The organism is Telluria sp. PB2R4, assembly GCF_059685695.1.
This window is the reverse complement of record NZ_JCASIC010000002.1, coordinates 357690-383803: the sequence shown is the minus strand read 5'-3', so window position 1 is coordinate 383803 and position 26114 is coordinate 357690. Positions and strand designations below refer to the sequence as shown.

29 protein-coding genes are annotated in these 26114 nt (G+C 65.9%); 7 read left to right on the top strand and 22 right to left on the bottom strand.

What is annotated here, in order from left to right; all coding sequences use genetic code 11:
* Positions 1-21: 21 nt before the first annotated feature.
* The 3 genes from AC56LU_RS05215 to AC56LU_RS05205 form a co-directional block, all read right to left on the bottom strand.
* Positions 22-1329 (bottom strand): cyanophycinase, encoded by a 1308-nt coding sequence (locus AC56LU_RS05215; RefSeq protein ID WP_497174545.1) that lies wholly within the window; start codon positions 1327-1329, stop codon positions 22-24.
* Between the two features lie 67 nt (positions 1330-1396).
* On the bottom strand, positions 1397-1834 hold the full coding sequence (locus AC56LU_RS05210) for a GNAT family N-acetyltransferase (RefSeq protein ID WP_497174544.1): 438 nt from the start codon (positions 1832-1834) through the stop codon (positions 1397-1399).
* A 97-nt stretch (positions 1835-1931) separates the two neighbouring features.
* Positions 1932-2528, bottom strand: a complete 597-nt coding sequence (locus tag AC56LU_RS05205; protein WP_497174543.1) for a hypothetical protein — start codon at positions 2526-2528, stop codon at positions 1932-1934.
* Positions 2529-2658: 130 nt separating this feature from the next.
* On the opposite strand from AC56LU_RS05205, the gene argH reads away from it, so the two are divergent.
* From argH to AC56LU_RS05190, 3 genes are all read left to right on the top strand, one after another.
* Complete coding sequence (gene argH / locus AC56LU_RS05200; RefSeq protein WP_497174542.1) at positions 2659-4056, top strand: argininosuccinate lyase; 1398 nt, start codon at positions 2659-2661, stop codon at positions 4054-4056.
* A gap of 90 nt (positions 4057-4146) precedes the next feature.
* Positions 4147-4830, top strand: coding sequence for an HAD-IA family hydrolase (locus AC56LU_RS05195; protein ID WP_497174541.1), 684 nt, complete (start codon positions 4147-4149; stop codon positions 4828-4830).
* An 83-nt stretch (positions 4831-4913) separates the two neighbouring features.
* Positions 4914-5141 carry a hypothetical protein gene (locus tag AC56LU_RS05190; RefSeq protein ID WP_497174540.1) on the top strand — a complete coding sequence of 76 codons (228 nt, stop codon included), beginning with the start codon at positions 4914-4916 and terminating at the stop codon, positions 5139-5141.
* A 16-nt stretch (positions 5142-5157) separates the two neighbouring features.
* Here the strand turns inward: AC56LU_RS05190 and AC56LU_RS05185 are convergent, their stop codons facing one another.
* From AC56LU_RS05185 to paaA, 13 genes are read right to left on the bottom strand one after another with little or no spacing between them, the layout of a single operon-like run.
* Positions 5158-5622, bottom strand: a complete 465-nt coding sequence (locus tag AC56LU_RS05185) for a cupin domain-containing protein (protein ID WP_497174539.1) — start codon at positions 5620-5622, stop codon at positions 5158-5160.
* A 41-nt stretch (positions 5623-5663) separates the two neighbouring features.
* On the bottom strand, positions 5664-7715 hold the full coding sequence (gene paaZ, locus AC56LU_RS05180; protein WP_497174538.1) for a phenylacetic acid degradation bifunctional protein PaaZ: 2052 nt from the start codon (positions 7713-7715) through the stop codon (positions 5664-5666).
* Positions 7716-7740: 25 nt separating this feature from the next.
* Positions 7741-8340, bottom strand: coding sequence for a phenylacetic acid degradation protein PaaY (paaY, locus tag AC56LU_RS05175; RefSeq protein WP_497174537.1), 600 nt, complete (start codon positions 8338-8340; stop codon positions 7741-7743).
* Positions 8341-8342: 2 nt separating this feature from the next.
* Positions 8343-9545 carry a 3-oxoadipyl-CoA thiolase gene (gene pcaF / locus AC56LU_RS05170; protein ID WP_497174536.1) on the bottom strand — a complete coding sequence of 401 codons (1203 nt, stop codon included), beginning with the start codon at positions 9543-9545 and terminating at the stop codon, positions 8343-8345.
* Between the two features lie 25 nt (positions 9546-9570).
* Positions 9571-10884 (bottom strand): phenylacetate--CoA ligase PaaK, encoded by a 1314-nt coding sequence (paaK, locus tag AC56LU_RS05165; RefSeq protein WP_497174535.1) that lies wholly within the window; start codon positions 10882-10884, stop codon positions 9571-9573.
* 28 nt (positions 10885-10912) lie between these two features.
* Positions 10913-11362: a hydroxyphenylacetyl-CoA thioesterase PaaI gene (gene paaI / locus AC56LU_RS05160; RefSeq protein WP_497174534.1), complete on the bottom strand. Its 450-nt coding sequence runs from the start codon at positions 11360-11362 to the stop codon at positions 10913-10915.
* Positions 11352-12893, bottom strand: a complete 1542-nt coding sequence (paaH, locus tag AC56LU_RS05155; RefSeq protein ID WP_497174533.1) for a 3-hydroxyacyl-CoA dehydrogenase PaaH — start codon at positions 12891-12893, stop codon at positions 11352-11354. Before paaH ends, paaI begins: the two co-directional genes overlap by 11 nt.
* 4 nt (positions 12894-12897) lie before the next feature.
* On the bottom strand, positions 12898-13689 hold the full coding sequence (gene paaG, locus AC56LU_RS05150; protein ID WP_497174532.1) for a 2-(1,2-epoxy-1,2-dihydrophenyl)acetyl-CoA isomerase PaaG: 792 nt from the start codon (positions 13687-13689) through the stop codon (positions 12898-12900).
* A 24-nt stretch (positions 13690-13713) separates the two neighbouring features.
* A complete protein-coding gene (gene paaE / locus AC56LU_RS05145; protein WP_497174531.1) occupies positions 13714-14790 on the bottom strand; it encodes a 1,2-phenylacetyl-CoA epoxidase subunit PaaE in 1077 nt (358 codons plus the stop codon).
* 1 nt (position 14791) lies between these two features.
* Positions 14792-15304 carry a 1,2-phenylacetyl-CoA epoxidase subunit PaaD gene (paaD, locus tag AC56LU_RS05140; RefSeq protein WP_497174530.1) on the bottom strand — a complete coding sequence of 171 codons (513 nt, stop codon included), beginning with the start codon at positions 15302-15304 and terminating at the stop codon, positions 14792-14794.
* The gene (gene paaC, locus AC56LU_RS05135) at positions 15304-16056 is read right to left on the bottom strand and encodes a 1,2-phenylacetyl-CoA epoxidase subunit PaaC (RefSeq protein WP_497174529.1); all 753 of its coding nucleotides are present in this window, start codon (positions 16054-16056) and stop codon (positions 15304-15306) included. Before paaC ends, paaD begins: the two co-directional genes overlap by 1 nt.
* Positions 16057-16064: 8 nt before the next feature.
* Positions 16065-16349: a 1,2-phenylacetyl-CoA epoxidase subunit PaaB gene (paaB, locus tag AC56LU_RS05130; protein WP_224946646.1), complete on the bottom strand. Its 285-nt coding sequence runs from the start codon at positions 16347-16349 to the stop codon at positions 16065-16067.
* 19 nt (positions 16350-16368) lie between these two features.
* Positions 16369-17358, bottom strand: coding sequence for a 1,2-phenylacetyl-CoA epoxidase subunit PaaA (gene paaA / locus AC56LU_RS05125; RefSeq protein WP_497174528.1), 990 nt, complete (start codon positions 17356-17358; stop codon positions 16369-16371).
* Positions 17359-17463: 105 nt separating this feature from the next.
* Between paaA and paaX the strand changes: the two genes are divergently transcribed.
* Positions 17464-18381 (top strand): phenylacetic acid degradation operon negative regulatory protein PaaX, encoded by a 918-nt coding sequence (paaX, locus tag AC56LU_RS05120; protein ID WP_497174527.1) that lies wholly within the window; start codon positions 17464-17466, stop codon positions 18379-18381.
* On the opposite strand, the gene AC56LU_RS05115 is transcribed toward paaX, so the two are convergent.
* Positions 18354-18524: a hypothetical protein gene (locus AC56LU_RS05115; protein ID WP_497174526.1), complete on the bottom strand. Its 171-nt coding sequence runs from the start codon at positions 18522-18524 to the stop codon at positions 18354-18356. The two genes, paaX and AC56LU_RS05115, sit on opposite strands and share 28 nt — an antisense overlap.
* 75 nt (positions 18525-18599) lie before the next feature.
* On the opposite strand from AC56LU_RS05115, the gene AC56LU_RS05110 reads away from it, so the two are divergent.
* The 3 genes from AC56LU_RS05110 (at position 18600) to AC56LU_RS05100 (ending at position 21808) form a co-directional block, all read left to right on the top strand.
* Positions 18600-19748 carry a M14 family metallopeptidase gene (locus tag AC56LU_RS05110; protein ID WP_497174525.1) on the top strand — a complete coding sequence of 383 codons (1149 nt, stop codon included), beginning with the start codon at positions 18600-18602 and terminating at the stop codon, positions 19746-19748.
* Positions 19745-19981, top strand: coding sequence for a hypothetical protein (locus AC56LU_RS05105; protein WP_497174524.1), 237 nt, complete (start codon positions 19745-19747; stop codon positions 19979-19981). The genes AC56LU_RS05110 and AC56LU_RS05105 overlap by 4 nt, the downstream gene beginning before the upstream one ends.
* Positions 19982-20173: 192 nt before the next feature.
* Complete coding sequence (locus tag AC56LU_RS05100; RefSeq protein WP_497174523.1) at positions 20174-21808, top strand: DUF4214 domain-containing protein; 1635 nt, start codon at positions 20174-20176, stop codon at positions 21806-21808.
* Between the two features lie 3 nt (positions 21809-21811).
* On the opposite strand, the gene AC56LU_RS05095 is transcribed toward AC56LU_RS05100, so the two are convergent.
* From AC56LU_RS05095 to pmbA, 5 genes are all read right to left on the bottom strand, one after another.
* Entirely contained in the window at positions 21812-22801 is a 990-nt protein-coding gene (locus tag AC56LU_RS05095; RefSeq protein ID WP_497174522.1) for a DUF4214 domain-containing protein, read from the bottom strand.
* A 102-nt stretch (positions 22802-22903) separates the two neighbouring features.
* Entirely contained in the window at positions 22904-23329 is a 426-nt protein-coding gene (locus AC56LU_RS05090) for a DUF1801 domain-containing protein (RefSeq protein ID WP_497174521.1), read from the bottom strand.
* Entirely contained in the window at positions 23322-24278 is a 957-nt protein-coding gene (locus tag AC56LU_RS05085; protein ID WP_497174520.1) for a DUF4214 domain-containing protein, read from the bottom strand. The genes AC56LU_RS05090 and AC56LU_RS05085 overlap by 8 nt, the downstream gene beginning before the upstream one ends.
* A gap of 28 nt (positions 24279-24306) precedes the next feature.
* Positions 24307-24546, bottom strand: coding sequence for a hypothetical protein (locus tag AC56LU_RS05080; protein WP_497174519.1), 240 nt, complete (start codon positions 24544-24546; stop codon positions 24307-24309).
* Positions 24547-24690: 144 nt separating this feature from the next.
* Positions 24691-26067 carry a metalloprotease PmbA gene (pmbA, locus tag AC56LU_RS05075; protein WP_497174518.1) on the bottom strand — a complete coding sequence of 459 codons (1377 nt, stop codon included), beginning with the start codon at positions 26065-26067 and terminating at the stop codon, positions 24691-24693.
* Between the last annotated feature and the right edge of the window lie 47 nt (positions 26068-26114).

Below are 26114 nucleotides of genomic sequence, written 5' to 3'. Positions count from 1 at the left end.
TTGTAATGCGGCGCTGCGCGTTCACCTGGCGGCATCTGCCCGGCTGGCGCCGGCTACCCCTGCCGCCACGCTCTCGAGCTGGCGGTACTGGTACAGCGGCCACTGCACCACGATCGGCCGGATGTCGAGCCGCATGTTGTAGACCGAGTACTGCTCGGTAAACGAGGACTGGTAGCCGACGCTGTCGTTGGTGCGCGACAGCTTGAACTCGAAGCCGAGGTCGGGCTGGGTGCCGTTCGGGCTGTCGAGCGAGAGGCCGATGGCTTCCGGCTGGTCGCTGTCGATCAGCTTGGCCATCAGGTCGACCACCGTGCTGTTGCCGAGGATGTCGGCCGAGAACAGGGGTTCGCGATAGTAGGGCCGGGCCGGATCGATCCGGTTGTCCAGCTTGTCCGGCGCGGGCGTGAAGGTCTGGGTGAGCAGGTTGAAACGGTCGCCGTTGTCCAGGTAGCTCAGGCGCACGTTGCTGACGCTCAGCGGCCCTCCCTTCGGACCTTCCTTCGCCCCCTCTTGCGGCACGGCCTTCGACAGGTCGACCAGCAGCGCGCCGCGGTAGCCGATCACCTCGACCTCGCGGCTCGGCCCCACCACCATGGCCGTGTTCTCGTCGATGCCCAGTCCCAGCTTGTAGCCTTTCTTGAGCATGGCCGGCACCATGCGCGCAAAGCGGCCGCGCACCAGCAGGTGCTGGTCGATGAAGACGTCGTCGCCGATGAAGCCCAGGCCCGGTGCGATCTCCTTGCCGTCGTCGAGGCCGAGCTTGAGGGTGGCCAGTACCGTCTTGGGATGGCCGAACATGCTGCTGCTCATGATGGCGGCGCCGGCGCTGGAGCCGGCGATCATGCCGCCGCGCCGGTACATGTCCCACAGGGCATCCAACATGCGGGTATTGCTGCCGTCTTCGCGCCGCAGCGCGCGTGTGATGCGGCCCTGGTCGCCGCCGGCGAAATAGGCGCCGCCGGCCGAGCGCACCGCGCTGGCCAAGCCCTGGTCGTCGGCGGCGGCCTGGTAGTCGATGCCGGACAGGCGCACGGCCACCGGCACGAAAAAGGCCTTGGCGCCGTAATGGTTGAAGCGCTCGACGAGGAACTTGCCGGCTTTTTCGGGATTGGCCGAGGCCGAGGCGAACACGGCGATGCGGGCGCCCTTGCCGCCCGCCAGCTGGACCATGCGCTCCCAGACGGCCGCATTGTCGGCACGCAGCGCCCCGCCGATGATCACGAGCGAACCCTTCGGCTGGGGGCTGCCGCTTGCGGCAAGCGCGGGGCTTGCCAGCAAGGCCAGCGCAAGCACAGCCTGGACGACAGCATGAACGACAACGCGCAGCATACGACATCCTCTCAGTGGAGACTATCGTAAGCCTGATTCCAGAAGTCCGTCGCCGTCTTGAGTATGCTCAGGACAAATAAATGTTCGGAAAGTATCGCTCCATCCAGGTTTCCGGACGCTGGGGGGCAGTGAACCCGAAACGCTCGTACAGGCCGTGCGAGTCGCTCGTATTGAGGGTGAAGCGGCGCAGTTTCTGCAGGCTGGGGTGGCGCAACACGACACCGATCAACTGCTTGCCGTAGCCGCGTCCGCGGTATTCCGGCACCACGAACACATCCACCAGGTTGGCGAAGGTCGCGAAGTCGGTGATGACGCGCGCGAAGGCGATCTGGCGCCCGTCGAGGTAGCCGCCGAAGCACAGCGAGTTCTCGATGGCGCGCTCGACGACCGGACGCGAAATGCCGACCGCCCAGGTCGACTGCTCGCTCAGGAAGCGATAGATCATCGGGATGTCCAGCTGCGACTGGTCGGTACTGACCTGGAAGCTCGAATCGTTGGTAATCATGGAAGCTGTGAATCTGGCTTAAAAACCAATTCTAGCGCCGTTCGCATGATGTATTACTTTCAATTGAACGGCGTCCCCGTGGGCGATCCTGTGCCGCTCAGCCGTTGCGCAGGTAGCGCTCAGGCAGCTGCAGCTTCGGATCTTCGGCGCGCCAGATCAGGCTCAGCACGTACCAGCGCTTGCCGTCGTGAATCAGCTGGATGCTGTTGATTCCGCGCATGAAGGGCTTGGCGTCGTCCTTGGCGTGGCGCGCCTCGTAGGTGCTGAACACGTGGGCGATCTGCCCGAACGTTTCCGTGGTACGCGCTTTTTCGGTCTCGAAGAAGCCCATGGTGGCGAAGGCCTTGGTGTTGCGGGCGATATAGTCTTCCGGCGACATGGCGCGCAGGACGAAGCTGCCGTCCGGACGGGGGACGACCGCGCCCATGCGGGCGTCAGGCGCGAACAGCGAACGCATGCGGTCCCAGTCGCGCGGCGCGCCGGCCGGGCCCGAGATCACGTCGTAAACGGCGGCGATGATGGCGTCGATCGAGGCGACGTCGGCCGGGCGGGCTGCCGGCAGGCTGGCGGCGGCGGGTGGCGCCGGTGCGGCGACGGCGGTGGGCGTGGCCGGCGCCGCCGGTGCCGCCTGCTGCGCCATCGCCGCGGGTGCGGCAACGGCAAATGCCAGGCCAAGCTGGACCAATCGAAGCATGTCTCCCCCTTATTGTTGTCAATTGCAGAATAGTGCGCACATCATTGCGCATTTCCTCGTGCTTGTCACCCACCACGGATGGGGTTGCGCAGGACAGTTATAATCGTCGGATACCAACAGGGATCCCACCATGAACGAACAATTCTCCAAGAAAGCCGAAGCCTGGTCGGCGCGCTTCTCCGAACCCGTCTCCGACCTCGTCAAGCGCTACACCGCCTCCGTCTTCTTCGACAAGCGCCTGGCGCCGTTCGACATCCAGGGTTCGCTCGCCCACGCCGAGATGCTGGCCGCGCAGGGCATCATCAGCGAACACGACCGCGCCGAGATCGAGCGCGGCATGGCCCAGATCAAGGGCGAAATCGAGGCCGGCAGCTTCGAATGGCTGCTCGACCTCGAAGACGTGCACCTGAACATCGAAAAACGCCTGACCGAACTGGTGGGCGACGCCGGCAAGCGCCTGCACACCGGCCGCTCCCGGAACGACCAGGTGGCGACCGACATCCGCCTGTACGTGCGTGCGGCGATCGACGACATCCTGGGCCTCTTGGGGAGCCTGCGCGGCGCGCTGACGAACCTGGCCGAGCGCCACGTCGACACCATCATGCCGGGCTTCACCCACCTGCAAGTGGCCCAACCCATCACCTTCGGCCACCACATGCTGGCCTATGTCGAGATGTTCGGCCGCGACGCCGAGCGCCTGCAGGATGCCCGCCGCCGCGTGAACCGCCTGCCGCTGGGCGCCGCCGCGCTGGCCGGCACCACCTTCCCGATCGACCGCCTGCGCGTGGCCCAGACCCTGGGCTTCGAGGACGTGTGCCACAACTCGCTGGATGCGGTATCCGACCGCGATTTCGCGATCGAGTTCACCGCAGCTGCGTCGCTGATCATGATGCACGTCTCGCGCTTCTCGGAAGAACTGGTCATGTGGATGAGCCCGCGCATCGGCTTCATCGACATCGCCGACCGCTTCTGCACCGGCTCGTCGATCATGCCGCAAAAGAAAAACCCGGACGTGCCGGAACTGGCGCGCGGCAAGACCGGCCGCGTGTATGGCCACCTCGCCTCCCTGCTGACCCTGATGAAAGGCCAGCCGCTGGCCTACAACAAGGACAACCAGGAAGACAAGGAACCGCTGTTCGACACGATCGACACCGTTACCGACACCCTGCGCATCTTCGCCGACATGGCGGGCGGCATCACGGTAAAAGCCGAGAACATGCGCGCCGCGGCGCTGCAGGGCTACGCCACCGCCACCGACCTGGCCGATTACCTGGTCAAGAGGGGCCTGCCCTTCCGCGACGCGCACGAAGCCGTGGCGCACGCGGTGCGTGCCTGCGATACGGCCAAATGCGACCTGTCCGAGATGTCGCTCGACACGCTGCGCGGGTTCTCGCCGCTGATCGAGCAGGACGTGTTTGCCGTGCTGACGCTGGAAGGCTCGGTAGCGGCGCGCGATCACGTGGGCGGCACCGCGCCGAACCAGGTGCGCAAGGCGATCGAGCGGGTGCGCAAGCAGCTGGCGGAATAATCCGCACGGTGGGCGGCCACGCCGCCCACGCGTTCAATACACAATGATGAAACGCACCTACGATCATCATCCACCACCGAGAATGCTCCCGTGACACCGACCAATCCCACCGTCCTGCCCTCGCGCGAATACGCCGCCTTCCTGTTCGACATGGACGGCACCATCCTGACCTCGATCAAGTCCGCCGAACGGGTCTGGACCGCCTGGGCGCTCAGGCATGGACTCGACCCGGAAACCTTCGTGCCCACCATCCATGGCAAGCGCACCGAAGACACCATCCGCCACCTGGGTCTGCCCGGTGTCGACCCGGTCGCCGAGGCCTTGGGCATCGCGCTGGCCGAGATTGACGACGTAGCCGACATCGAAGAGATCCTCGGGGTGGGACGCTTCCTGGCCAGCCTGCCCACGGACCGCTGGGCCATCGTCACCTCGGCCTCGCGCGCGCTGGCAACGGCCCGTATCGCCGCTGCAGGTCTGCCCTTGCCGCCGCTGCTGGTATCGGCCGATGACGTGAAGCGCGGCAAGCCGGCGCCTGATCCGTTCTTGCTGGGCGCAAAGAAACTGGGCGTGGCGCCGCAGGATTGCCTGGTGTTCGAAGACACGCCGATCGGCCTGGCCGCGGCGGAAGCGGCGGGGATGGACAGCATCGTCGTCACCGCGACGCACACGCATCCAATCGAGACGCGTTCGGCGCCGGTGCCGGACTATGCGGACCTGGTTGCCGTGCGTACAGAAAGTGGCTTGCTGAAGGTGCGGCGCAAGATCGGTCACTGAGCCTGCGAGAGCGGCGGCGCCATCTTGTGCCGGCGCGGTCGATACCCACATGACAGGTATCGACGAACACCACGGAGGTGCGCATGCACCGCTATCGCAATACCAGCGGCGAATCCGGCGTCGTCGCCTACGACATCGGCAAGGACTCGATCACCATCCAGTTCACGGGGGGTGACCGTTACCTTTACACCGAGCGCAGCGCCGGCGCCGACAACATTGCCAGGATGCAGGAACTGGCGCGTGAAGGCCGGGGGCTATCGACCTTCGTCAGCCAGCACATCCGTTCCCGCTACGCCAAGAAGCTCAACTGATCTCAACCGAGCCGGCTCATCCACGCGGTGGATAGGGCGTGCCGTCCTTGTGCGAATAGGTCTTGGTATCGCCGTCGTAACGCAGGTCGATGTCGGGATAGGTCGCCGAATCGCCCTTGATGCGCGAGCCGACGCACAGGAACACGCCCTGCCCCCAGCTGCGGTTGACCAGGTGGTGCCCGTTTGGCTTTCCGGCCGGGAAGGCCGCGCAGTCGCCTGCACGCATCAAGGTCTCGCCTTCGTCGGTGAGCAGCACCAGTTCGCCCGATACCACCATGACGAACTCGTCCTCGTGCGAGTGCCAGTGGCGCTGCGAGGACGCCGCACCGGGTTGCAGCTCGACAAGATTGACGCCGAACTGCGTCAGGCCGCCGGCATCGCCCAGCGCCTGTTTGGTGCGTCCGTCCACCAGCTCGGCGAAGGGCTCGGGGTAGCCCGTACCGCCCACCACGGGAATGCTGCTCAGGTCCAGTCTCGACATGCAAGGTCTCCTTGGTTGGCGGCGGACGGCGCTTGTGCGTCCTAGCCGCGTTTCTGTACCAGCGTCAGGATATCGTAACTCGCCACGAGTTCGTCGTGTTGATTCGTTACCTGCACGTCCCAGGCCACCACGCCCTGGCCGCGGCCCTGTTCGTCGCTGCGGTTGCGGTCGACCTTGCGCTTGCAGGTGAGCCTTGCGCGGATAGTGTCGCCGATCGCCACCGGCGCCACGAAGCGCAGGTTGTCCAGGCCGTAGTTGGCCAGCACCGGCCCCGGGGCCGGCGACACGAACAGGCCGGCCGCCGCCGACAGCACGAAGTAGCCGTGCGCGATGCGCTTGCCGAACTGGGTGTCCTTGGCCGCGATCTCGTCGAAGTGCATGTAGAAGTAGTCGCCCGAGACGCCGCCGAAGTTGACGATGTCGGCTTCGCTCACGGTGCGGCGGTGGGTCAGCAGCGAGTGGCCCACTTCCAGGTCTTCGAACCAGCGGCGGAACGGGTGGATGTCGGTTTCCTTGACGGCGCCGCCGCGCACGTACTCCCCGGTCACCGCGCCCAGCATGGTCGGCGAGCCCTGCACCGCGGCGCGCTGCAGGAAGTGCTTGACGGCGCGGATGCCGCCCAGCTCTTCGCCGCCGCCGGCGCGGCCCGGACCGCCGTGCTTCAGCTGCGGCAGCGGCGAGCCGTGGCCGGTGGAATCCACCGCGGACTCACGCTCGAGGATGTGCACGCGGCCGTGCGAAGCGGCGGCGATCGGCACCGCATGCGCGGCGATCGCCGGGTCTTTCGTCACCAGCGTGGTTACCAGGCTGCCCTTGCCCCGCGCGGCCAGGTGCAAGGCTTCGTCGATGTCGCGGTAGGTCATCATGGTGGACACCGGGCCGAAGGCTTCGATGTCGTGGACGGCGTCATTATCCAATGCGTTGCGGCACAGGAGCAGGGTCGGCGCGAAGAAGGCGCCATTGGCACAGCCCTCGCCCACCGGCTTGAAGCCGTCGCGGGCGCTGAACAGCACTTCGTTGCCGCGCGCGAGCATCTCGACTCGTTCCGACACGTCGCGGTGCTGGTCCATCGAGGCCAGCGCCCCCATGCGCACACCCTCGACCTTCGGATTACCCACGGTGACCTTGGCCAGGCGCTCGCGCAGGCGCGCGCCCACCGCGTCGGCGTGCTGTTCCGGCACGATCACGCGCCGGATCGCCGTGCACTTCTGGCCGGCCTTGCCGGTCATCTCGCGCGCGACTTCCTTGACGAACAGGTCGAACTCCGGATCGTCGGGCGTGACGTCCGGGGCCAGGATGGCGCAGTTCAGCGAGTCGGCTTCGGCGGTGAAGGGGACGGAGGCGCGGATCAGGTTCTGGTTGGCCTTCAGCTTGGCGGCGGTGTCGGCCGAGCCGGTGAAGGTGACGGCGTCGAAGCCGCCCAGGCGGTCGAGCAGGTCGCCCGTGCTGCCGATGACCAGCTGCAGTGCCCCCTCCGGCAGCAGGCCGGAATCCATCATCATCCTGACGGTCGCATGGGTCAGGTAGCTGGTGGCGGTGGCCGGCTTGACGATGCAGGGCATCGCGGCCAGGAAGCTCGGCGCGAATTTTTCCAGCATGCCCCAGATCGGGAAGTTGAAGGCGTTGATGTGCACCGCCAGGCCGCCGCGCGGCACCAGGATGTGGGTGCCGGCGAAGCCGCCGCGCTTGCCAAGGGCGATCGCCGGGCCTTCGTGCAGCACGTTCGACGAGGGCAGCTCGCGCCCGCCCATGCTGGCGTAGGCGAACAGGGTGCCGATGCCGCCTTCGACGTCGACCCAGCTGTCGGGACGGGTGGCGCCGGTCAGGTGCGAGATCTCGTACAGTTCTTCCTTGCGCTCCATCATGTAGAGGGCCAGGGCCTTCAGGCGCTGGGCGCGGGTCTGGAAGTCGAGCCGCATCAGCGCCGGGATGCCGGTCTTGCGGCCGTAGGTGACGGCTTCGTCGAAGTCGATCGCTTCAAGGTGGGTGTGGAAGATCAGTTCGTTGTTCAGCGCGCTGTGCAGCGGGGTGTGTGCCTCCGCGCCGTGCCAGCGGCCGGCGATCAGGCTTTGCAGGGTTGCGATGTTGCCCATGGGGTCAGTCTCCGTTCTTGTCTCTTCAGGTTTTCGGTTTGTGCATGCCGTCCGGGGCGAAGTCGATGCCCTTGCGTCCCGGCTCCGCCTCGGTATGGGCCTCCACCTCGCGCATGGTCTGCAGCGAGCGCACATTCAGTTCGTGGTACTGGCGCGTCCCGAAGCTCTTCCACTTCACGTCTTCATCGGTCAGCGCGCGCATGACCTTGGCGGGCGTGCCCATCACCATGCTGCGCGGCGGGATGAGCATCCCGGCCTTCACGAAGCTCATCGCCGCGACGATCGATTCCTCGCCCACGACCGCCTTGTCCATCACCACCGCGTTCATGCCGACCATGGCGTTGCGCTTGACGCGGCAGCCGTGCAGCACGGCGCCGTGGCCGATGTGGCCGTCGACTTCGACCACGGTGTCTTCGCCCGGAAAGCCGTGCATCACGCAGGTGTCCTGCAGGTTGGCGCCCTCTTCCAGGATCAGGCGGCCGAAGTCGCCGCGCAGCGAGGCCAGCGGGCCGATGTAGCAGCGCGGGCCGACGATCACGTCGCCGATCAGCACCGCCGACGGATGCACGTAGGCGCTGGGATGCACCACCGGCCGTACGCCGTCGATCTCGTACACCTTGACCATGTCTATACCCGCTCGACGATGAGCGCGATACCCTGGCCGACGCCGATGCACATGGTGCACAGGGCATAGCGGCCGCCCGTGCGGTGCAGCTGGTTGACGGCGGTCGTCACCAGGCGTGCGCCGGATGCGCCCAGCGGGTGGCCGAGGGCGATCGCGCCGCCGTTCGGGTTCACGTGGGCCGCGTCGTCCGGCAGGCCGAGATCGTGCATCACGGCCAGGCCCTGGGCGGCGAAGGCTTCGTTCAGTTCGATCACGTCCATCTGGTCGAGGCGCAGGCCGGTTTGCAGCAAGAGCTTCCTGACGGCCGGCGCCGGGCCGAAGCCCATGATGCGCGGCGCCAGGCCGGCGGTGGCCATGCCGATGACGCGGGCGCGCGGAATCAGGCCATTACGCACGGCGGTCGTCTCCGACGCCAGTAGCAGCGCGCAGGCGCCGTCGTTCAGGCTGGACGCATTGCCGGCGGTGACAGAACCGTCCGGCGTCACCACACCCTTCAGTTTCGCCAGTGCCACCAGGCTGGTCTCGCGCGGCTGCTCGTCGGTATCGAACACCTGCGGCTCGGCCTTCTTCTGGGGAATCGTCACCGGCACGATCTCATCCCTGAAATACCCTTTGGCATGCGCGGCCGCCCAGCGCTGCTGGCTGCGCAGGGCAAAGGCGTCCTGGTCGTCGCGGCTGACCTTGAACTCGCGCGCCACATTCTCGGCCGTCTCGGGCATCGAGTCGATGCCGTACCTGGCCTTCATCAGCGGATTCACGAAGCGCCAGCCGAGCGTGGTGTCCTCGATCCGGGCGGCGCGCGAGAAGGCGCTGTCGGCCTTGGCCATCACGAAGGGGGCGCGGGTCATGCTCTCGACGCCGCCGGCGATGATCAGGTTCGCCTCGCCGGCCCGGATTGCACGCGCGGCGCTGCCGATGGCATCCATGCCGGAGCCGCACAGGCGGTTGATGGTATTGGCCGGCACCTCTGGCGGCAGCCCTGCCAGCAGCGCGGCCATGCGGCCCACGTTGCGGTTGTCTTCGCCGGCCTGGTTGGCGCAGCCGTAGAACAGGTCGTCCACCGCGCCCCAGTCCACGTCCTTGTTGCGGGCAATGAGGGCGGCGATCGGCAGCGCGCCCAGGTCGTCGGCGCGCACGCTGGAGAGCGCGCCACCGTAGCGGCCGAAGGGGGTACGGATGGCGTCGCAGATGAAGGCGTCGGTCATGAGGATCTCCTTATTATTCAGTTCGTCAGTTCTTGGGGCGCTGGTCGACCACGCGCCGGGCCTTGCCGGTCAGCGTGCGTTCGATGCCGCCGGGCGGGCGCAGGCTCACGCGGGTCGTCACGCCCACATGGGTCTTGATGCAGTGCTGGAGCTCGCGGCACAGCGCGTCGACCTCGCTGCTTGACAGCGAAGCGTCGCGCAGTTCGCCCAGCACCTCCAGCGTATCGAGATGGCCGTCGCGCGCCACCACCAGCTGGTATTGCGGCGCCAGCGCCGGCATCTTCAGCACGATTTCTTCGATCTGGCTCGGGAACACGTTCACGCCGCGAATGATCAGCATGTCGTCCGAACGGCCGGTGATGCGGCTAATTCTGCGCATCGAACGCGAGGTGGGCGGCAGCAGGCGCGTGAGGTCGCGCGTGCGGTAGCGGATGATCGGCAGCGCTTCCTTGGAGAGCGAGGTGAACACCAGTTCGCCCTCCTCGCCATCCGGCAGCACCTCCCCGGTGTCCGGATCGATGATCTCGGGGTAGAAGTGGTCTTCCCAGATCACGGGACCATCCTTGCTTTCGATGCACTCGCTCGCCACGCCGGGCCCCATCACTTCGGACAGGCCGTAGATGTCGACGGCATCGATGCCGGCCCGCGCTTCGATCTCGCGGCGCATGGCGTCGGTCCAGGGCTCGGCCCCGAAGATGCCCACCTTCAGCGAGGACGTCGCCGGGTCGATCCCCTGGCGCGTGAATTCCTCGATGATGTTCAGCATGTACGAGGGCGTGACCATGATGATCGAGGGCTGGAAATCCTGGATCAGCTGCACCTGCTTCTCGGTCTGCCCGCCCGACATCGGAATCACGGTGCAGCCAAGCCGCTCGGCGCCGTAGTGCGCGCCCAGGCCGCCGGTGAACAGGCCATAGCCGTAGGAGATGTGCACCATGTCGCCCGCACGGCCGCCGGCGGCGCGGATCGAACGCGCCACCACGCCGGCCCAGGTGTCGATGTCGTTCTGCGTATAGCCGACCACGGTGGCCTTGCCGGTGGTGCCGCTCGATGCGTGGATGCGCACCACCTGCTCGCGCGGCACGGCGAACAGGCCGAAGGGGTAGTTGTCGCGCAGGGTCTTCTTGTCGGTGAACGGGAATCTGGCCAGGTCGCCCAGCGTCTTCAGGTCGCTCGGGTGGACGCCGGCGGCGTCAAACGCCGCGCGGTAGTGCGGCACGTTCTCGTAGGCGTGGTGCAGCGACCATGTCAGGCGCTCGAGCTGCAGGGCCTGCAGTTCGTCGCGGCTGGCGCGCTCGATCGGTTCCAGCTCGCCGGGAGCGGGTGTGCGTTGGACCATCTCGTCCTCCTTGTGTGTTGCGAATGCTTTACTGCTCTGCCTCTGCCACCATGCCGCTGACGCGGTGCGACTTCCCGCGGAACAGCGCTACGGTGCGCCCTTCCTGGTTGCTCACCTTGACGTCGTAGACGCCGGTCTTGCCGGCAAGCGCCTGCTCCACCGCCTCGGCCACCAGCAGGTCGCCTTCGCGGCCAGGGACCAGGTAATCGATGGTGCAGCCCGCGCCCACGGTATTGAGGTTGTGCGAGTTGCAGGCGAAGGCGAAGGCGCTGTCGGCCAGCATGAAGATGTAGCCGCCGTGGCAGGTGGCGTGGCCGTTGAGCATGTCGCCGCGCACCCGCATCGACATGCGCGCATAGCCGGGGCGGATCTCGTCGAGCAGCATGCCGAGCGCCTGGCTGGCGGGGTCGCGTTCGTACATGGTCTTGCCGGCCAGTTCGGCCAGCGCCTGCAGTTCACTATTCCGGTCACTGTGCATGAAACCTGGCTCCGTGCGGATTGGCGGCGGCCTTCCGGCGCAGCAGCGGCGAGACGCGGTAGCGGTCTTCGCCATAGCTGGTGGCCAGGTTGGACAGCACGGCGACGATGTGCTCCAACCCGACGCTGTCGGCCCAGGCCAGCGGCCCGCGCGGATAGTTCACGCCCTTTTGCATCGCGATGTCGACCGCCATCGCGCTGCACACGCCCTGGTTGACGGCGTCGGCCGCTTCGTTGGCCAGCATGGCGACGGTGCGCATCACGGCCATGCCGGGCACGTCGTCGAGGCGGGTGACGGCAAAGCCGGCGGCCTGGAACATGCCGACGACCGCGTGGTAGGCGTCCACGCTGCACTGGTCGGCTTTCGCCAGCGCGATGCGGGTCGCGCCGGCCGGATCCAGCAGCAGGTCGTAGATGACGGTGTCGTCGTGCCAGCACTCGGCGGCGCGCGCCGTGGCGCTGCGGCCGTCGGTGAGATACACGGCGGCGCCCTGGCACAGGAAGCCGGGAGTAGCATCCAGGGTTTCCTCGCGCGACATGTCGAAGCCTGCAGCAGCGATGCGAGCGGCCAGGGGTGCGAGGTAGTCGGATTCACTGCCGATGAGCGATACCGATTCCGGTCGCGGCTGCGGCGCGTCTTCCTGTACGGCCGGCTTGTCGGCGCCTTCGCCGTAGCGGTAGAAGCCGCGCCCGGTCTTACGGCCCAGGAAGCCGGCGTCGACCAGCTCGCGCTGCAGGATCGAGGGCGTGAAGCGCGGGTCGCCGAAGTAGGCGTCGTAGACCGAGTTCGTCACCGAGAAGTTGACGTCGTGGCCGATCAGGTCCATCAGCTCGAAGGGGCCCATGCGGAAACCGCCGCAGTCGCGCAGCACGGCGTCGATGGTGGCCGGCTCGGCGGCCTGTTCCAGCAGCAGGCGCAGGCTTTCTGCGTAGTACGGGCGGGCGACGCGGTTGACGATGAAGCCCGGGGTCGACTTCGCATGCACCGGGTTCTTGCCCCATGCTTCGGCCGTGGCGTACGTCGTGTCGGCGACCTGCCGATCGGTCGCGATGCCGCTGATGACTTCGACCAGCGCCATCAGCGGCACCGGGTTAAAGAAGTGCATGCCGACCAGGCGTTCAGGGCGGCGCAGTTTCGCTGCGATGGCGGTGACCGAGATCGACGAGGTGTTGGTGGCGAGGATGCAGTCATCAGGCACGATGCCTTCGAGTTCCGCGAACAGGGCGCGCTTGGCGTCCAGGTTCTCGACGATGGCTTCGACCACCAGCGCGGCTTGGGACGCTTCCTGCAGCGTGCCGATGCGCTTGAGACGCCCGTGTGCCAGGTCGGCCTGCTCCGCGCTCATGCGGCCTTTCTCGGCCAGCCTGGCGTAGGTCTTGCCGATGTCGCCGATGGCCTTGTCGGCAGCGCCTTCGCGGGTGTCGAACAGCAGCACCTGGTGGCCCGCCGTGGCCGCCACCTGGGCGATGCCGGAACCCATGGCGCCGCTGCCGATGACGGCGATGATGCTGTCTTTCGGGAGTGCCTGCATGGTCTTACTCTCCCTTGAAGTGCGCCGGGCGCTTGGCGATGAAGGCGGCGACGCCTTCGCGGTAATCGTGGCTGTAGCCCAGTTCGCGCATCATCTCGCCTTCCAGCTTGAGCTGTTCCGGCAGGGTGTTGGACCAGCTGGCGGCAAGCGCTTTCTTGGTGAAGGCCAGGCCCTTGGTCGGCGCGGCGGCGAAGTGCTCGGCCATGGCCATGGCCTGGTCCATCAAGGCTTCGTCGGGAACGCAGGCCCAGATCAGGCCCCACTGCTCGGCCTTCTCGGCACTGAGTTTGTCGCCCAGCATGGCCAGGCCCGTGGCACGCGCCGGGCCGATCAGGCGCGGCAGGTGCCAGGTGCCGCCGGTGTCGGGGATCAGGCCCAGCTTGCAGAAGGCTTCGATGAAGCTGGCCGATTTCGCGGCCAGCACGATGTCGCAGGCCAGGGCCAGGTTGGCGCCGGCGCCGGCGGCCACGCCGTTGACGGCGCAGATGACCGGCATCGGCAGCGATTTGAGCGTGAGGACCAGCGGAGCATAGAATTTTTCGACCGATTCGCCGAGGTCGACGCCGGGGGCGCCTGGGGCGACGGCGCGGTCTTGCAGATCCTGGCCGGCGCAGAAGCCGCGGCCGGCCCCGGTGAGCACCAGCACGCGCACCGTTCTATCGGCCTGCAGGCGCTCCAGCGCGTCGCGCACTTCGAGGTGCATGGCCTGGGTGAAGCTGTTCAGGCGATCGGGACGGTTCAGGGTCAGGAGGGCGATGCCGCTGTCGATCTTGAACTGGATGGATTCGTAGTTCATGGGTGTCTCCACGTTTCTTTTTATTTATTCCGCAATGTCGAAATCGACCACCACCTTGTCGGTGATCGGGAAGCTCTGGCAACTCAACACAAAACCGCGCGCCACTTCGTAGTCTTCGAGCGCGTAGTTCACGTCCATCTCCACCTGGCCATCGAGCACCTTGCAGCGGCAGGTCGAGCACACGCCGCCCTTGCACGAATAGCGCATGTCGATGCCTGCACGCAGGCCGGCATCCAGCAGCGATTCCTTGTCCTTGTCCATCGTGAAGCTGGCTGCGCTGCCGTCCATGATCACGGTGACTTCGGTCAGGTGCTGCGCTCCTGCATCGATTCTGCGCGGCTTGTGCTCGTGCTTGGGGATGCTGGCGGCGAAGAGCTCGATGCGGATCTTTTCCTTCGCCAGCCCGGCCGCCTGCAGCGAGCGCGAGACGCCGTGCATCATGTCTTCGGGGCCGCAGATGAAGGCCACATCGATATCCTTGATGTCGATCCAGTGCTTCAGGAAGTGGCCGCACTTCTCCTCGGTGATGCGGCCGTTGAACAGTTCGATGTCCTGCTGCTCGCGGCTCATCACATACACCAGCTTGAGCCGCTCCATGTAGCTGTCCTTGAGATCGGTCAGCTCGTCGCGGAAGATCACGCTCGACGAGGCGCGGTTGCCGTACACGATGGTGAAGCGGCTCTTCGGCTCGGCCTGGAGCGTGGTCTTCACGATCGACAGGATCGGCGTGATGCCGCTGCCGGCCGCGAAGGCCAGGTAATGGCGCTCGCTCGCCGGGTCGAGCGGCACGTTGAAGTGGCCCATCGGCGGCATTACTTCCAGCGTGGCGCCGGGTTGCAGGTGTTCGTTGGCCCAGGTCGAGAACTGGCCGCCGGCCACGCGCTTGATCGCCACGCGCAGCTGTTCGTCCTGCACCGCCGAGCAGATCGAGTAGGAACGGCGCACGTCTTCGCCGTCGATCAGGGCGCGCAGGGTCAGGTGCTGGCCCTGCTGGTAGGCGAATTGCGGCTTCAGTTCAGGCGGAACGTCGAAGGTGACGGCGATGGCGTCGCGGGTCTCGTGCTTCACCTTGGCCACGGTGAGTGGATAGAATTTGCTCATCTTAGTGACACTTGAAGTAATCGAAAGGCTCGCGGCAGTCGAGGCACTTGTACAGGGCCTTGCAGGGCGTCGAACCGAACTCGCTGGTCAATTGGGTGTGCGGCGAGCCGCAGTTGGGGCAGGCCACTTCGGGCGCGGCGCGGCGGCGGATGCCGGCGTGCAGGCCGCTGATGTCGATCGCCTGCTGCACCGGCGGCGCGATGCCATAGCCCTTGAGGGCGGCCTTGCCGGCTTCGCTCATCCAGTCGGTGGTCCAGGCGGGCGAGAGGCGGCTGACGATGCGCACATCCGTCAAGCCGTGCGCTTTGAGCGCTTCGCTGACCGACTCCGCAATCACCTGCATCGCGGGGCAGCCGGAATATGTTGGCGTAATCGTCACCACGCAGGTGTCGCCGTTGAGGGCGACCTCGCGCACGATGCCGAGGTCCACCACCGAGATGACTGGAATCTCCGGATCGGCCACGTCGCCGAGCCAGCTCCAGACTTCATCGAGGGTGACGCCGACCGCGCTCATTACCACTGCGCTCCCGGATAGGCACGCTGCAGGAACTGCATCTCGGCCAGGATGTAGCCCAGGCGCTCGCTGTGCCGGCCCTGCTTGCCGCCGCGCTGCATCCAGGCGTCGCTTGGCGGCATCTTGAGCGAGGCTTCGGCCAGCACTTCCGCCAGGTGGTCGAGGAACATCTGGCGCAGCGGTTCGCTGGCTGGCGCCACGCCCTGCTCCACCATCGCATTGTCGACCGCGTCGTAGAGGAACATCTCGCCGCTGTACATCCACAGCTCGTCGAGCGCGGTCTGCATCTTCGCGTGGCTGATGTCGCTGCCGTCGCCCAGGCGCACCACCAGGTCGCCGGACCTGCGCAGGTGGTAGGTGACTTCCTTGATCGACTTCTGCGCGATCTCGGCGATGCGCGGGTCGCTGGAGCGGGTCAGGCCGTCCATCAGGAAGTAGTGCCAGGTATCGAACAGGAACTGGCGCATCATGACCTCGGCATAGCTGCCGTTCGGCTGCTCCAGCAGCAGGCAGTTGCGGTAATCAATCGCGTCGCGGTGGAAGGCCAGGCGGTCTTCGTCGCGGCCCTTGCCTTCGAGCTCGCCGGCGTAGCTCAGCCACATGCGGGTCTGGCCCAGCAGGTCGAGCGCGACGTTCGACAGCGCCATGTCTTCTTCCAGTGCCGGGCCCTTGCCGCACAGCTGGCACAGCTGCTGGGACAGGATCAGGGCGTTGTCGCCCTGGCGCAGCAGGTAGTCGATTTTCTGATCCACGGGCGCGCTCACAGGTTCTTGACTTCTTCCGGCATCGGGAAGAAGGTCGGGTGGCGGTAGACCTTGCTGTTGGCCGGCTCGAACAGGGCTTCCTTGTCGTTCGGGCTGCTGGCCACGATGTCCTGGGCGCGCACGACCCAGATGCTGACGCCTTCGTTGCGGCGGGTGTAGACGTCGCGCGCGTTATTCACCGCCATCTCGGCGTCGGGTGCGTGCAGGCTGCCCACGTGCTTGTGGGCCAGGCCGTGCTGGCTGCGGATGAAGACTTCCCACAGGGGCCATTCTTTGCTCATTCTCTCTCTCCGTCGTTCTTCAGGCTGCGGCTTTGCGCGCCGCTTTTTTCTCGGCGTGGGCGACCAGGGCGTCGCGGAACCATTCGCCGTCTTCGTAGGCTTTCACGCGGGTGCGCAGGCGCTCGCGGTTGCAGGGGCCGTTGCCCTTCAGGACGTTGTGGAACTCGCTCCAGTCGATCTCGCCGAAGTCGTAGGAGCCGCGCTCGGCATTCCACTTGAGGTCGGGGTCGGGCACGGTCAGGCCCAGGTACTCGGCCTGCGGCACGGTCTGGTCGACCATGCGCTGGCGCAGTTCGTCGTTCGAGAACAGCTTGATGCGCCAGGCGGTCGACTGCGCGCTGTTCACCGACTCGGCGTCCGACGGACCGAACATCATCAGGGACGGCCACCACCAGCGGTTCAGCGCATCCTGGGCCATCGCCTTCTGCTCCGGCGTGCCCCTGGCGAGGGCCATCATGATGTCGTAGCCCTGGCGCGCGTGGAAGGACTCTTCCTTGCAGACGCGGATCATGGCGCGCGCGTACGGACCGTACGAGCAGCGGCACAGCGGGATCTGGTTGATGATGGCCGAGCCGTCCACCAGCCAGCCGATGGCGCCCATGTCGGCCCAGCTCAGGGTGGGGTAGTTGAAGATGCTCGAATACTTGGCTTTCCCCGAATGCAGCGCCTGCAGCAGCTCGTCGCGCGAGACGCCCAGCGTTTCGGCGGCGCTGTACAGGTACAGGCCGTGGCCGGCCTCGTCCTGGATCTTGGCCAGCAGGACCGACTTGCGCTGCAAGGTCGGCGCGCGCGTGACCCAGTTCCCTTCCGGGAGCTGGCCGACGATCTCGCTGTGCGCATGCTGCGAGATCTGGCGGATCAGGGTCTTGCGGTAGGCCTCGGGCATCCAGTCCTTGGCCTCGATCTTGATGCCGGCGTCGATGCGCGCCTGGAACGCCGCTTCTTCAGCGCCCATGTCTTCCTCGGTACGGACTTTCTTGAGTCCGGTCTCCACCATTTGTGCGTACATGTCTGGTCTCCGTTGCAAACCTGGTGAATCCATAATACGATACAAAAAAATGGATGTACACCAAAATTTTGAATCATATTGCGGCGTTCTGTTACCATTACCAACATGACAAGACTGACCAGCGGCGAGTGGATCGACCACTTTCTCACGACTGACCCGCCACGCCACAAATCGCTGGTGATGACCCTGTGCGGCGACGCCATCGCCCCGCACGGCGGCGCCTTCTGGCTGGGGAGCATGATCGAATTGCTGGCGCCGCTCGGCGTGAGCGACCGGCTGGTGCGAACCAGCGTGTTCCGCCTGGTGCAGGAAGGCTGGCTGGTGGCCAGCCGCGAGGGCCGGCGCAGCCGCTACGCGCTGGAACCGAAGGCCCTTCCCCGTTTCGAACGCGCCAACCGCCGCATCTATTCGCCGCCCGGCCTGCACTGGGACGGGCGGTGGAGCTTCGTGCTCGCGCCCACCAACAGCATCGACGGCGAGCTGCGCACGCTGCTGCGCAAGGAACTGGAATGGGAAGGCTTCACGATGCTGGCCACCGGCGTGATGGCGCACCCGGCGCCCGAGCGCGACACACTGCGCGAGATCCTGGCGCGCTCAGGCGCGCAGGGGAAGGTATTCGTATGCGATGCGGCCGAGCTGCCCGGCGTCGGCTCGCGCCCGCTGCCCGAGCTGGTCGGCGATGCCTGGGACTTGTCCAGCGTGGCCGCGGCCTACCGCCAGTTCATCGACAGCTTCACGCCGCTGCTGGAAACCAGGGCGGACATCAGCCCGCAAGAGGCTTTCGCCATCCGCAGCCTCTTGATCCACGCCTACCGCCGCGTGCAGCTGCACGACCCGATGCTGCCGCTCGAGCTGCTGCCCGACCCGTGGCCGGGCTCGGACGCCTATGAACTGGCCAGGCGCATCTACCTGCTGACCTATGCGCGGGCGGAAGAGCACGTGATGGCGATGCTGCGCCGCGAAGACGAGGCCACGCCGGCGGCCGACAGCGATTTCTACGACCGGTTCGGTGGCTTGATGTGATTTCGCCGGCGCAGGGTGCGCCGGCCGAAAGTCAGGAGGGTCGCTACGACGGCCGCGACGACAATCCCCACCAGGGGGTCGTCCGCGATGCGCGCGCCCAGCCAGAAGGAGAAAATGCTTGCCACGATGATCACGATCCGCATCAAAGCTCCTTGGGTAGCGCCGCTGAAACCGGTATTATCCCCCCTTTCCGTATTCATTCAACACCAGGACACACCATGTCTATCAAGATCAGCAGCCAGTTCGACGCTGGCGCCATCGAGGTCGTGAACGCCACAAGCGCCAACGCCATCGACCTGAACATCCGCAAGGATTCGCACGCCGACATCATCCAGTGGTTCTACTTCCGCCTGCAGGGCGCGCAGGGCGAAGCCTGCACGATCCGCTTCCTGAACGCGGGCCAGGCCGCCTATCCGGCCGGCTGGGAAGGCTACCAGGCCATGGCCAGCTACGACCGCGTGAACTGGTTCCGCGTGCCGACCTCGTACGACGGCCAGGTGATGAGCATCGAGCACACCCCGGGCATGGACAGCGTCTACTACGCCTACTTCGAACCCTATTCGTGGGAACGCCACCTGGAGCTGCTCGACCGCGCCCAGATGTCTGAGAGCGTGCGCATGCTCGACCTCGGGTCCACCGTCGACGGCCGCGACCTGAACATGCTGGTCATCGGCGAGCCTGACGAGGGCAAGAAGAAGGTCTGGGTCATCGCACGCCAGCACCCGGGTGAAACCATGGCCGAATGGTTCGTCGAAGGCATGCTCGACGCGCTGCTCGACCCGGCCCACCCGTTCGGGCGCCAGCTGCTGAAGGACGCCGTGTTCTACGTGGTGCCCAACATGAACCCGGACGGCTCGGTGCGCGGCAACCTGCGCACCAACGCGGCCGGCGCCAACCTGAACCGCGAGTGGATGAACCCGTCGATGGAGCGCAGCCCGGAAGTGTTCCTGGTGCTCAAGAAGATGCACGAAACCGGGGTCGACCTGTGCCTGGACGTGCATGGCGACGAAGGCCTGCCCTACGTGTTCGTGGCCGGCAGCGAATCCCTGCCCACCTGGACCGAAGCCCAGGCCGCGCAGCAGGCGCGTTTCATCGCCGACTTCAAGATCGCCAGCCCCGACTTCCAGGACGTGCACGGCTACGGCAAGACCCCGTTCACCGACGAGACGCTCACCATGGGCTCCTCGCACATCACCCACGCCTTCGGCTGCCTGTCGCTGACGCTGGAACTGCCGTTCAAGGACAATGCCAACGACCCCGACCCGCAGGTGGGCTGGGACGGCGCCCGCAGCGCGCGCTTGGGAAGCGCGGTGCTGCAGCCGGTGCTGAACGCGATCCGCGCAGCGGCTGCATCGGGCCAGGCATGAGCGTCTTCGCCGCTTCCGTGTTCGACGCCACCGTCGTGTTCGAAGGCCAGGAGCTGTTCAAGGGCCGCGGCTCGGCGCAAGCCTGGGCCGAGAAGGTGGCCAGGGAGCTCGAAGTCGAGGTGACGGTCGAGAAGATCGGCACCGGCTGGGCCTTGAAAGCCACGGTCGATGGCGAGCCGCGCACCTGGGGGATTTATGGCCAGCGGCTCAGCCGCGTCGAGCAGGCCGGCTGATCGCGGAAAACCGCACCGTCGTGGCTGGCATGCTTGCAAACGGCGTTTCGTGAACTCCATAGCTACGGATCCTTACATAAGCAACAGGGACTGTCTCTACATCACAACGCCTGAGTTCCTTGCTCGCCTTTTATCTCGACAATAAAAGATGCCTGTAGGATAGTTTCGGATGGGAAATTAACTCATCCGACCATGTCCAATCACCTTGCCTTCCTGCTTACTTCGAATCCGTTCGCCACTGCCGCTGTCGCGGCAGGGCCTGTCGTCGCCACCGGCACCGACGCCGCCGACATCCTGGAAGGCAGCGACCTGGCTGATCGGCTGGCAGGCGGCCGCGGAGACGACGTACTGAGGGGCTATGGCGGCGACGACGTGCTGGAAGACTACCAAGGCAATAATCAGCTCTACGGCGGCGGTGGCAACGACTTCCTCTTTGGCAACCTGAACGCGAATGGCGGCTCCAAGGGCCTGCTCGACGGAGGCGATGGCAACGACAGCCTGAGCGGCCACAACGGCTATGCCTTTGCCGGCGGCGCCGGCGACGACCTGATTTCGGTCTCGGTGTCCAGCCTGGCGCTCCCCGACACCGCGGTCGACGGCGGCGGCGGCGCCGACCGGCTGGAATTCGACCTGGCGCCGCAGGCCCAGGGGCGCCTGACGATCTCCGGCGGCGCCGGCGCCGACACCTTCGTCCTGAAGGGCGGCGCCCCCGGCGGCGCGCAGCTGCGCATCACCGATTTCACCGCCGGGAGCGGTGGCGACCGGATCGACCTGTCCTGGTACCTTCCGTATAACGATCCGGCCAACCCCTTCGCGAACGGACTGCTGCGCCTGGTATTCGACGGCACCGACACGCTGGTGCAACTGCGTTCCGCCAGCGGCTATAGCACCGCCTTGCAACTGGCCGGCGTCCATGCTTCGCAGCTGACTTCGGCTAACTTCGCCGGCGGCATCGATCCTGGCGGCAGCACCCGCGGCCTGAGCTTGTCCGGGACTGCCCTCGATGACATCCTGATCGGTGACCTGATGGCCGACACCTTGAGCGGCGGCGAGGGCGACGATCTGCTGAACGGCATGGGCGGTGGCGACCAGCTGGACGGCGGCGCGGGCAATGACACGCTCGAGGGCGGCGACGGCAACGATGTCCTGCTGGGCGGGGACGGCGACGACGTGTTGTTCGATACCGGCGGCGTTGGCGACAACCGGCTCGACGGCGGCGCGGGGAACGACCTGCTGATCGTGTACGGGGACAGCGGTGACACCCTGATCGGCGGCGCCGGCATCGACACCGTCCGCTACGCGATGGCCAGCACCGACTACCGCGTGACGCACACCGCGGCCGGCTTCAGTGTCGAGCACCTGGTCGATCCCGGCCAGGCCCCCGACATCCTGAGCGGCATCGAGCGCATCCAGTTCTCCAACACCACGATCGCCTACGACATCGGCGATGCAGCAGGCCAGGCTTTCCGCATCTACCGGGCAGCCTTCAATCGGGAACCGGATGCCGCGGGCATCAGCTTCTGGCTGGCGCAAATGGATAGGGGAACCTCGCTGGTGGAAATCGCCGCCGGGTTCGCCAATTCCCGGGAGTTTGCCGAACTGTACGGCAACGCGCCCACGAGCGCGGAAATCGTCACGCGCATGTACACCAACATCCTGCACCGCGCGCCGGAGCCGGGCGGCTATGCTTTCTGGCTGGACGTGCTTGAAAGCGGCAGGGCGGACCTGCCCACGGTGCTGGCGGCGATCAGCGAGAGCCAGGAAAACCGCGACGCCGTGGCGGCCCTGATTGCCGAGGGAATTCCCTACATTCCCTACGGCGGATAAGCTTCAACCGTAGGGCGTGAAGTCGAAACCGTTGGCGATCAGCGCCGCGGTGCCGCTGACGTTCTCGCCGCTTTCGCTGATGAAGGCCAGCGCCTGCGCCACCGTGACATCCTTTTTGTCGAGCGCATTGGTCCAGTAATCGAGGCCACCCGCATCCGGCGTGCGGCCCAGGATGTTCTGGTAATACTTCGTCACCAGCTCGCGGTTCGTCGCGACACCGCCATAGGCCTCGGCGTACTCCTTCTGGATCAGGAACTGCTGTGCGATCTCGACCAGCGGCATCCCTTTGTCCGCGGCGCTCATCCAGAACCCGATGCCGCCCTTGTCCGGCTCGCGTGCAAAGGCTGCTTTGTAGAGGCGGTAAGTCTGTGCATTCACGCTGGTCGGTTCCACATCCAACGCCACCCCACTGCCGTCTGCGAATACCAGGCGCTCCACGCCGCTCAGCGTATCGGTGCCTTCGGCGCCGGTCTTGTCGGTCACGGTGAAGCCGTTGACGGTGCGCGTCACGGTGTAGTTGGCGCGCGCGCCGGCGTACACCGCGGTGTCCACGCCATCCTGCCCGTTGATCGTATCGTTGCCCGCGCCGCCGTTGATGCGGTCGTTGCCGGCGCCGGCGTTGAAGCTGTCGTTGCCGGCGTAGCCCATCAGGCCATCGGCGAAGACGCTGCCGGTGATGGTATCGTCGCCGCTCAGGACGAAAGCATAGGTCTGCTGGGTGTCGCCTTCGGTCTCCACGAACTGGGCGATCCGGGTGGCGTCGTGCGACAGGTTGCTGACACGGTACACCTCTTCGTTATTGAGGAAGAAGGAGCTGGCCGAGACCGAGCCGGTCGGTACGCCGGCCGCATTGAAGCTGAAGCTGCCGGTGAAGGTCTGCTTGTAAGCACCTTCAGCGATCGTGATGCCGGTCGCCGAGGCGGCGGTGACTTCCCAGTCCCAGTCCTGGTTGGTAGCGAAGTCGAAAGCCTTGAAGAGTTGTACAGTTGCCATGGAGTATTTAACGTCAAACTAAAAGTTGCACGCTAGCATTACATCACTAGTATGTCAAACATATAGAGCAAAGTTTGTTACCATAAGGAAACAGAACAATCATCAGCTGGCGGCGCCGTAGCGCGCCAGGGCATCCTCCATTGCCGCGACCACCATCTGCTCCAGCACAAGCGCGTCGACATCGTCGAGCCGGCGCAGATACAGGCAGGATTTGCCCATCTTGTGCCGGCCGAGCCGTTCGCGCAGCGCCGCTTGCGCGGACGCGTCGCACGACAGGTAGATGCTGATATCGCCCTTGCGCGACGCGAACCCGGCCAGCGGGGCGTCGCCCTCGCGGCCACTGTCGTAGGTGTAGTGGTAACTGCCGAAGCCGACGATACCGGTGCCCCACATCACCGGCGGGGCGCCGGTCACCCGCTCCATCATTGTCGCGATCGCCTCGCAGTCCTGGCGCCGGGCAGCGTCGGGAATCGCATCGAGATAGGCGCGCACACTGGCGCCGTTGGCCCTGGTCTTGTTTTCAGCCATAAGGTAGATAAGTGAAGCCGTTGGCGATGATGGCGGCCGAAGCGCCGATGTTCTCATTACTTTCGCTGATCCCGGCCAGCACGTCGGCGCGCGCCACACCGCTGTCGAGTTTCGTCACCCAGAAGTCGAGCCCGGCCTGCTCCGGCGCGCGGTCGAGGATGTTGGTGTAGTAGCGCGTGATGAGCTCGCGGTGGGTCATGGCAGCGCCGTAGGCCTCGCGGTATTCCTGCGAGTCGATGAAGCCCTGCGCCACCGCTGTTACCGACACGCCGGCATCGAGCTTGCCGATCCAGAAGCCGACGCCGGGCGCATCCGGGGTGCGGTTGAAGGCGGCCTCGTAAAGGCGGTAGGCGCGTCCGCCGACTTCGCCGGCGCCGACATCGAGCGCCATGTTGGTATCGGCGAAGACCAGGCGCTCGACCTCCACCAGGCTGTCGCGGCCCTCGGCGCCGGCGCCGTCCGCCACACTGAAGCCCTCAGGCGTGCGCGCGACCGTGAAGCCCGCGCGGGCGCCGCCATAGAGCGCGAAATCGAAACCGCTGCCGCCCGAGATCCAGTCGTCGCCGCCGCCGCCGCGGATGCGGTCGTTGCCGGCGAAGCCAATCAGGCCGTCGGCGCCGGCGCTGCCCTGGATGTCGTCATCGCCGGCCAGGAAAGGCGCGTACAGGCCGCGCAGGTCGCCCTTGCGCTCGACATAGGGCGCCAGCAGGCTGGCCTCGACGTCGAGGCCGCTGATGCTGTAGACGGGGGCATCCTTGATGGAAAAGGAGCTACTCGCGATCTTGCCGTTCAGGCTGCTGCCTGCCACCAGTGGGAAGTCGCCCAGGAAGGTCTGGCGGTAGGTGGTGTCGGCGATCGAGATGCGGGTGGAATTGGTTTCGCGCAGCATCCAGGTCCAGTCCTGGGCGCTGCGGAAATCGAATGCTTGCGACAAAACGACATTGGCCATGTTGCCTCCGCTTGCCGGGCAGGCCGGCTTAGAGTTCGACGCCCAGGTGCTTGCTCACCCAGCTGCCGGCATCGTCGAGCGAGTCGAAATGCAGGGTGGCGATGGTGGTCTTGTCGGCCGCCAGGAAGGTGGCGTAGGCCTTGCGGGCCTCGTTGCCCGAGCTGAGCAGGTCGGATGGCTGCGACAGCTCGACGGTGGCCACGAGGTCGAGGTTGAGCAGGACGCTCTTCTGGCTGCTTTCTTTGTCGATGCGAACGAACTTGCTCATATTTTTCTCCGGTCAGTGCGTTTAACAAAACCCCCATTGCTGCGTTCCATTCGTCTCTCCGTACTAGCGTACTGTCTTCGTGGTACGCCACTGCGGCGATGCGCCTTGCCCTGGGGATTTTGTTAAACGCTAGTCAGTCTAATCTCAGGAGCCGGCCACGACCATCTTCTCGATCAGGATCGAGCCGGTCGATTTATTGCCACGATCAAGGACATCGTTACCGATCGCCACGATTTGCGTGAACATCTCGCGCATATTGCCCGCGATGGTGATTTCTTCGACCGGGTACTGGATGACGCCGTTCTCGACCCAGTAGCCGGACGCGCCGCGCGAGTAGTCGCCGGTGACGTAGTTGACGCCCTGGCCCATCAGTTCGGTGACCAGCAGGCCGGTGCCCATCTTGCGCAGCATGCCTTCGAAGTCGTCGGCGCGTTTGGTCTGGGTGGAGACCAGGTCGAGGTTGTGCGAGCCGCCGGCGTTGCCGGTGGTCTGCATGCCCAGCTTGCGCGCCGAGTACGAGGACAGGAAATAACCCTGCAGCACACCGTTGTCGACCACCTTGCGGCGCACCGTGCGCACGCCTTCTTCGTCGAAGGGCGCGGAACCGACTGCGCCGATCAGGTGCGGGTCTTCGACGATGTTGATGTGGTCCGGGAAGACCTGCTTGCCGAGCGTGTCGAGCAGGAAGCTCGACTTGCGGTACAGCGCGCCGCCCGAGACCGCCTGCACGAAGGCGCCGAGCAGGCCGGCCGCCAGCGGGGCTTCGAACAGCACCGGGCAGGTGCGGGTGTCGAGCTTGCGTGCGTTCAGGCGCGCCAGCGCGCGTTCGGCGGCATAGCGGCCCACCAGCTCCGGCCGGGCCAGCTTCTTGGGATCGCGCGCCGAGGTGTACCAGTCGTCGCGCTGCATTTTATTGCCCTTGCCGGCGATCGGCGCCACCGAGATGGTGTGGCGCGAGAACGGGTAGCCGCCGATGAAGCCGCGCGAGTTGGCGCCGACGAAGTGCGATTGCTGCACGTAGACGCTGGCGCCTTCGCTGTTGCTGATGCGCGGATCGACCTCGAACGCGGCGTTCTCGCAGCGCTGGGCCAGTTCGACCGCTTCTTCGGTGCTGATCTGCCAGGGGTAGAACAGGCGCAGGTCGCGCGGGGCGGTTTCGAGCAGCGCGGCGTCGGGCAGGCCGGCGCAGTCGTCTTCGGCGGTGAAGCGGGCAATGTTCCAGGCCGCTTCCACGGTATCCTTCAGCGACTTGCTGGAGAAATCGGAGGTGTTGGCGTTGCCGCGGCGCTGGCCATAGTAGACGGTGACGCCGATGCCCTTGTCCTTGTTCTGCTCGATGGTCTCGATCTTGCCTTTACGGACGGAAACCGACAGGCCGCTGCCTTCGCTGATCTCGACCGAGGCATCGGTGGCGCCCTGCTCCTTGGCGAACGCCAATACGTCGCGGGCAAGCTGTTTCAGCTGGTCCTGGGTGTGGGTGAACACGGCGGTGGTCGCGGAGGTCGAAGCGGAGTCGTTCATATCGTGTTTTCGTGGCGAGCCCTAAAACAGTTATCATAGCAGCCGTT

Excerpts from the sequence above, each read along its gene's own strand:
- paaD (WP_497174530.1), bottom strand. The coding sequence starts at position 15,304 with ATGAGCGCGGTCGGCGTCACCCTCGATGAAGTCTGGAGCTGGCTCGGC.
- AC56LU_RS05100 (WP_497174523.1), top strand. The coding sequence starts at position 20,174 with ATGTCCAATCACCTTGCCTTCCTGCTTACTTCGAATCCGTTCGCCACT.
- paaB (WP_224946646.1), bottom strand. The coding sequence starts at position 16,349 with ATGAGCAAAGAATGGCCCCTGTGGGAAGTCTTCATCCGCAGCCAGCAC.
- AC56LU_RS05185 (WP_497174539.1), bottom strand. The coding sequence starts at position 5,622 with ATGTCGAGACTGGACCTGAGCAGCATTCCCGTGGTGGGCGGTACGGGC.
- paaI (WP_497174534.1), bottom strand. The coding sequence starts at position 11,362 with ATGCACAGTGACCGGAATAGTGAACTGCAGGCGCTGGCCGAACTGGCC.
- paaY (WP_497174537.1), bottom strand. The coding sequence starts at position 8,340 with ATGGTCAAGGTGTACGAGATCGACGGCGTACGGCCGGTGGTGCATCCC.
- AC56LU_RS05190 (WP_497174540.1), top strand. The coding sequence starts at position 4,914 with ATGCACCGCTATCGCAATACCAGCGGCGAATCCGGCGTCGTCGCCTAC.
- AC56LU_RS05205 (WP_497174543.1), bottom strand. The coding sequence starts at position 2,528 with ATGCTTCGATTGGTCCAGCTTGGCCTGGCATTTGCCGTTGCCGCACCC.
- paaG (WP_497174532.1), bottom strand. The coding sequence starts at position 13,689 with ATGAACTACGAATCCATCCAGTTCAAGATCGACAGCGGCATCGCCCTC.
- paaZ (WP_497174538.1), bottom strand. The coding sequence starts at position 7,715 with ATGGGCAACATCGCAACCCTGCAAAGCCTGATCGCCGGCCGCTGGCAC.
- paaH (WP_497174533.1), bottom strand. The coding sequence starts at position 12,893 with ATGCAGGCACTCCCGAAAGACAGCATCATCGCCGTCATCGGCAGCGGC.
- pcaF (WP_497174536.1), bottom strand. The coding sequence starts at position 9,545 with ATGACCGACGCCTTCATCTGCGACGCCATCCGTACCCCCTTCGGCCGC.
- AC56LU_RS05080 (WP_497174519.1), bottom strand. The coding sequence starts at position 24,546 with ATGAGCAAGTTCGTTCGCATCGACAAAGAAAGCAGCCAGAAGAGCGTC.
- AC56LU_RS05095 (WP_497174522.1), bottom strand. The coding sequence starts at position 22,801 with ATGGCAACTGTACAACTCTTCAAGGCTTTCGACTTCGCTACCAACCAG.
- AC56LU_RS05090 (WP_497174521.1), bottom strand. The coding sequence starts at position 23,329 with ATGGCTGAAAACAAGACCAGGGCCAACGGCGCCAGTGTGCGCGCCTAT.
- argH (WP_497174542.1), top strand. The coding sequence starts at position 2,659 with ATGAACGAACAATTCTCCAAGAAAGCCGAAGCCTGGTCGGCGCGCTTC.
- AC56LU_RS05115 (WP_497174526.1), bottom strand. The coding sequence starts at position 18,524 with ATGCGGATCGTGATCATCGTGGCAAGCATTTTCTCCTTCTGGCTGGGC.
- AC56LU_RS05110 (WP_497174525.1), top strand. The coding sequence starts at position 18,600 with ATGTCTATCAAGATCAGCAGCCAGTTCGACGCTGGCGCCATCGAGGTC.
- pmbA (WP_497174518.1), bottom strand. The coding sequence starts at position 26,067 with ATGAACGACTCCGCTTCGACCTCCGCGACCACCGCCGTGTTCACCCAC.
- paaX (WP_497174527.1), top strand. The coding sequence starts at position 17,464 with ATGACAAGACTGACCAGCGGCGAGTGGATCGACCACTTTCTCACGACT.
- paaK (WP_497174535.1), bottom strand. The coding sequence starts at position 10,884 with ATGGTCCAACGCACACCCGCTCCCGGCGAGCTGGAACCGATCGAGCGC.
- AC56LU_RS05085 (WP_497174520.1), bottom strand. The coding sequence starts at position 24,278 with ATGGCCAATGTCGTTTTGTCGCAAGCATTCGATTTCCGCAGCGCCCAG.
- AC56LU_RS05105 (WP_497174524.1), top strand. The coding sequence starts at position 19,745 with ATGAGCGTCTTCGCCGCTTCCGTGTTCGACGCCACCGTCGTGTTCGAA.
- paaE (WP_497174531.1), bottom strand. The coding sequence starts at position 14,790 with ATGAGCAAATTCTATCCACTCACCGTGGCCAAGGTGAAGCACGAGACC.
- AC56LU_RS05210 (WP_497174544.1), bottom strand. The coding sequence starts at position 1,834 with ATGATTACCAACGATTCGAGCTTCCAGGTCAGTACCGACCAGTCGCAG.
- AC56LU_RS05215 (WP_497174545.1), bottom strand. The coding sequence starts at position 1,329 with ATGCTGCGCGTTGTCGTTCATGCTGTCGTCCAGGCTGTGCTTGCGCTG.
- paaA (WP_497174528.1), bottom strand. The coding sequence starts at position 17,358 with ATGTACGCACAAATGGTGGAGACCGGACTCAAGAAAGTCCGTACCGAG.